The organism is Blautia sp. ZXY-1-C6, from assembly GCF_056339875.1.
In genome coordinates this window covers 1-5,179 of the sequence record NZ_JBWJVQ010000154.1, presented here as the reverse complement: position 1 = coordinate 5,179, position 5,179 = coordinate 1, and the positions used below count along the sequence as shown (strand labels likewise).

The 5,179-nt window shown below is 43.4% G+C and carries 4 protein-coding genes and 1 riboswitch; all 4 genes read left to right on the top strand.

The genetic code is table 11. The annotated features are described in order from the left end of the window. On the top strand, positions 1 to 890 hold an 890-nt coding region (locus AC075J_RS06615), incomplete at its 5' end, for an acyl-CoA dehydratase activase (RefSeq protein ID WP_476390168.1). Positions 891 to 1,125: 235 nt separating this feature from the next. Continuing rightward, positions 1,126 to 1,257: riboswitch (glycine riboswitch) on the top strand. A 137-nt stretch (positions 1,258 to 1,394) separates the two neighbouring features. After that, complete coding sequence (locus AC075J_RS06610; protein WP_008703562.1) at positions 1,395 to 2,810, top strand: alanine/glycine:cation symporter family protein; 1,416 nt, start codon at positions 1,395 to 1,397, stop codon at positions 2,808 to 2,810. Positions 2,811 to 3,127: 317 nt separating this feature from the next. Beyond that, on the top strand, positions 3,128 to 4,039 hold the full coding sequence (pfkB, locus tag AC075J_RS06605) for a 1-phosphofructokinase (RefSeq protein ID WP_476390167.1): 912 nt from the start codon (positions 3,128 to 3,130) through the stop codon (positions 4,037 to 4,039). 17 nt (positions 4,040 to 4,056) lie between these two features. Beyond that, the coding region (locus AC075J_RS06600) for a fructose PTS transporter subunit IIA (RefSeq protein WP_476390166.1) at positions 4,057 to 5,179 on the top strand (1,123 nt) is incomplete at its 3' end.

Genomic DNA, 5,179 nt, shown 5'->3' with positions numbered 1-5,179 from the left:
GCAGCGGTCAGCTTCTTACCAGACTGGAAGCTTTTGCAGAGAGCATTCAGCCTGAAACACTGGAGCAGACCATAGATGGAGACACAAAAGGAGAGAAAAAAATGGGAAAAGGTTATTTCGCAGGGATTGACAGTGGTTCCACCAGTACAGATGTGGTGATTTTAAATAAAGATCATGAGATTGTGACCAGTATTATCCTGCCTACAGGAGCAGGAGCTGCTATCGGAGCAGACCGTGCCCTTGCAGAGGCATTGAAAGAGGCCGGATTGCAGAGAGAAGATATTGATGCGCTGGTTACTACCGGATACGGACGTACAGCTATTAAAAATGGTGATAAGAGTATCACAGAGATTACCTGTCATGCAAGAGGTGCACACTTCCTGGATCCGGAAGTCCGCACTGTCATTGACATTGGCGGACAGGACAGCAAAGTGATCCGACTGGATGAGAACGGTGCAGTTGCAAACTTTGTTATGAATGACAAATGTGCGGCAGGAACCGGACGATTTCTGGAAATGATGGCACGTACCATGGAAATGAATCTGGATCAGATGAGCGAATGTGGGCTGGAATTCAAAGAAGATATTACAATTTCCAGTATGTGTACAGTATTTGCAGAATCAGAAGTTGTATCCCTGATCGCCCAGAATAAGGCAACAGATGATATTGTTCATGGTCTGAACAAGGCGGTTGCCGTAAAGACTGCCGCCCTTACCAGACGTGTGGGCGGTGAGGAGAAATATATGATGACCGGTGGTGTTTCTAAGAATAAGGGCCTGGTAAAGACGCTGGAAGAGAAGCTTAGAACAAAGCTGGTAATCAGTGACAAGGCTCAGCTTTGCGGTGCACTTGGCGCGGCGCTGTTTGCAGCTGATATGGCTGATGTATAAAAATTATTTAAATATCCAGGGATTTTACAAGGTGGAAATCTCTGGAATTTTTATACTTTTTTTATAAAAGTTTAATTTTCTATTGACGAGTTCAAATTTAAGAGCTATAGTATACCACAGTAACAGCAAATTAACGAGGTGAAGTTTGCAGGAAAGAGGAAGCCACACAAAAGGCTGTACCCGCCGAAGGAGTAAAACTCTCAGGTTCCCTGGATGCAGGGAAGAACTGCAAATGGATCGTTTCTCTGGAGACACCCGTTAGATCGGGGGCCGAAGGTGCAAATAACACGGAATGCTGATAACTTCCCACAATTGGTTATCTGACCCGTGTCTTGAATCTCTCAGGCAAAAGGACAGAGGATGCTTTATCATCCCCGCTGATTCATATGAACTATATGAACAGTATTTTCTGAACTTCTGATTTTTGAAACGGTCTGTTATTACTTTGTTTCCCAGCTGTACAATATATTACACTTTTTAAAAAGAAAAAGGAGATTTATTATTATGTGGGAAGCGATCAATTCTTTTTTGACAACAGTAGACAATCTGGTCTGGGGCGTGCCCCTTATGGTCCTGATCATGGCAGGTGGTATCCTGTTAACTGCCAGACTTGGACTTCTTCAGATGCGAAGACTCCCTCTTGCATTGAAATGGATGTTTAAGAACGAAGAAGAAGGCGATGGTGAGATTTCCAGCTTTGCAGCTTTATGTACAGCACTGAGCGCCACAATCGGAACCGGTAATATCGTCGGCGTTGCAACTGCTGTCTGTGCCGGAGGTCCCGGAGCTTTATTCTGGATGATTCTTGCAGCATTCTTCGGAATGGCAACAAAATTTTCCGAAGGTCTTCTTGCAGTGAAATACCGTGTGGTAGCAGAAGACGGTCACAGCCTTGGCGGTCCTTTCTATTATATTGAGAAAGGTATGGGAACAAAATGGAAATGGCTTGCAAAGATCTTTGCATTCTTTGGTGTATGTGTAGGTCTTTTCGGAATCGGTACATTCAGCCAGGTAAATGGTATTTCCAGTGCAGTTCAGAACTTCTTTGATCCGAACAAATCAAACTGCGTAAATATTCCGTTCCTTGGAGAGTATTCCTGGGCAGTTGTAATTTCTTCCCTGATTCTTGCAGCCTGTGTTGCAGCAATCCTCATCGGTGGTCTGAAACGAATTGCAACAGTCAGCCAGATTATTGTACCGTTTATGGCGGTGATCTATCTGATCTTCAGTGTTGCGCTGATTCTTTTAAACATTACAGAGATCCCGGCAGCTATCGTAACAGTTGTGAAGGGAGCCTTTAATCCGTCAGCAGTGACAGGTGGTGTGGTAGGAACAATGATCGTATCCATGCAGAAAGGTGTGGCTCGTGGTATCTTTTCAAATGAAGCAGGTCTTGGTAGCGCACCTATCGCAGCAGCAGCAGCTCAGACAAAAGAGCCTGTACGTCAGGGTCTTGTAAGCATGACTGGTACATTTATTGATACGATTGTGATCTGTACAATGACAGGTCTTTCCATCGTTCTGACAGGTGCATGGCAGGTAGAAGGTCTGGAAGGTGTTCAGGTAACAACCTATGCATTCCAGCATGGACTTCCGATCCCTGGACAGATTTCTGCATTTGTATTAATGATCTGTCTGGTATTCTTTGCATTTACTACAATTCTTGGATGGGATTATTACAGTGAAAGATGTCTGGAATATCTGACAAACGGACATAAGAAAACAATCCTTACATATCGCTGGCTTTACATTCTGGCAGTATTTATCGGACCGTACATGACAGTAAGTGCTGTATGGACAATCGCAGATATCTTCAACGGACTGATGGCGATTCCGAATATGATCGCATTGTTCGCATTAAGTGGAGTGATCGTAAAAGAAACAAAAGCGTTCTTTGCAGCAGAAAAGCATAAAATGTAAGGAATCAAAAGTAATAAAATAACAGAAAACAGTAAATCCTCTGATCATGGAATTTATAGCAATCCTGATCAGAGGATTTTTTTGCTTACATTTGACTGATTATGACTTTTTGTGCAAAGTAAACCAAAATCAGTCATTATTTTTATGAATTAGTTTGATTGACTTTGAATGAATATGACAGTATACTAAGAACGTAAACAAAAAACAGTCACGAACATGCAGAAAAGACATGACAATATGTACTTTTGGAATCTTTTGGTGCAAGTGAAATAAAGACTCCGAAAGGATACCAATATAAAACGGGAGGGAAAGAAGAGATGATTTACACAGTGACTTTTAATCCATCTCTGGACTATATCGTTTCGGTAGATGATTTTAAACTGGGGCTGACAAACAGAACAAGTTCAGAGCTGATGCTTCCGGGGGGAAAGGGAATTAATGTTTCCACAGTCCTTATGAACCTTGGGATTGAGAACACTGCACTTGGATTTACCGCAGGGTTTGTAGGGGAAGAAATTATCCGCAGATTACATGAGATGGGAGTGAAATCTGAGTTCATTCAGATTAGTGAAGGGGTTTCAAGAATCAATCTGAAACTGAAATCTATTGACGGAACCGAGATCAATGGTGCAGGACCGGTGATCAGCAAGGATAAAGTAGAGGAACTGATGAAGAAACTGGAAGAGCTTGGAGAAGGCGATGTACTTTTCCTGGCGGGCAGCATTCCATCTTCTATGCCGGATGACATGTATGAACAGATCATGGCAAGGCTGGATGGAAAAGGTGTGATGATCGTAGTTGATGCTACAAAGGATCTTCTGGTTAATGTTCTGAAATATCATCCATTCCTTGTAAAGCCAAACAATCATGAACTGGGAGAGATCTTCGGTGTAGAATTAAAAACAAGAAAAGATGTAATTCCTTATGGAAAGAAACTTCAGGAAAAAGGTGCAGGAAATGTGCTGATCTCCATGGCTGGCGAAGGTGCGGTTCTGATAGCAGAGGACGGACAGGTATTTGAAGAACCTGCACCGAAAGGCAGACTGGTCAATGGTGTGGGTGCTGGAGATTCCATGGTAGCAGGATTTGTTGCAGGCTGGATGGAGAAGAAGGATTACGAACATGCATTCCACATGGGAATTGCGGCAGGAAGTGCAAGTGCATTTTCTGAAAATCTTGCAACAAAGGAAGAAATAGAAGCGGTTTATGGTCAGATAACCGGAAAATAATAAAGGGGGAAGAAAAGATGAGAATAACAGATTTGCTTGACAGACGAAGCGTATCGCTGACAGCTGCTCCGAAAACAAAGTCAGAAACTCTGGATATGGCAGTTGATCTGATGGTAAAAAGTGAGAAGATCAGCGATCGTGAGGCTTATCGTAAACAGGTATATTTAAGAGAAGAAGAGAGCACAACAGGTATTGGCGAGGGAATTGCCATTCCTCATGGTAAATGTGATGCAGTTAAGAAGCCGGGGCTTGCGGCAATGGTCATCAAAAATGGTGTAGAGTTTGAAGCACTGGATGACGAACCTGTAACCTTATTATTCCTGATCGCAGCGCCGAATACAGAGGATAACATTCACCTGGATGTACTCAGTAAGCTCTCTGTGATGCTGATGGATGAGGAGTTTACAGAATCTCTTCGCAACGCATCTTCTGTAGATGAGTTTATGGACATTATTGACAGGGCAGACAGTGAAAAGAAAGATATTGATGAGAGACTGGCAGATACCGGATCAGCAGAAGGAACACAGGCGAAGATCCTTGCTGTTACTTCCTGTCCTACCGGTATTGCACATACGTACATGGCAGCAGAAGGAATTGAAAAAGCTGCAAAAGCAAAGAATTGTTTTGTCAAGATTGAAACCCGTGGATCCGGCGGTGCTAAGAATGTGCTGACAGATCAGGAGATTGCTGATGCAGACTGTATTATTGTCGCAGCAGATGCCAAGGTTCCCATGGAACGTTTCGATGGTAAAAAAGTGATCGAATGTCAGGTATCCGACGGAATCAGTAAGGCAGACCAGCTCATTGACAGGGCAATCGACGGGGATGCACCGGTCTATCACGCAGCAGCAGGTTCCCAGACATCTTCTGCCGGTAATAAATCCGGCGGCAGTGTAGGACATAAGATTTATATGCAGCTGATGAATGGCGTATCTCATATGCTTCCATTAGTTGTAGGCGGCGGTATCCTGATTGCAATTGCGTTTCTGATTGATGGATTAAGTGTAGATTTAAGTGCACTTCCGGCAGATCAGAGAGCAAACTTCGGTACCATTACTCCGGTAGCGGCTCTGTTTAAAGGAATCGGTAATACAGCATTCGGATTCATGCTTCCGATCCTTGCCGGATTTATTGCGATCG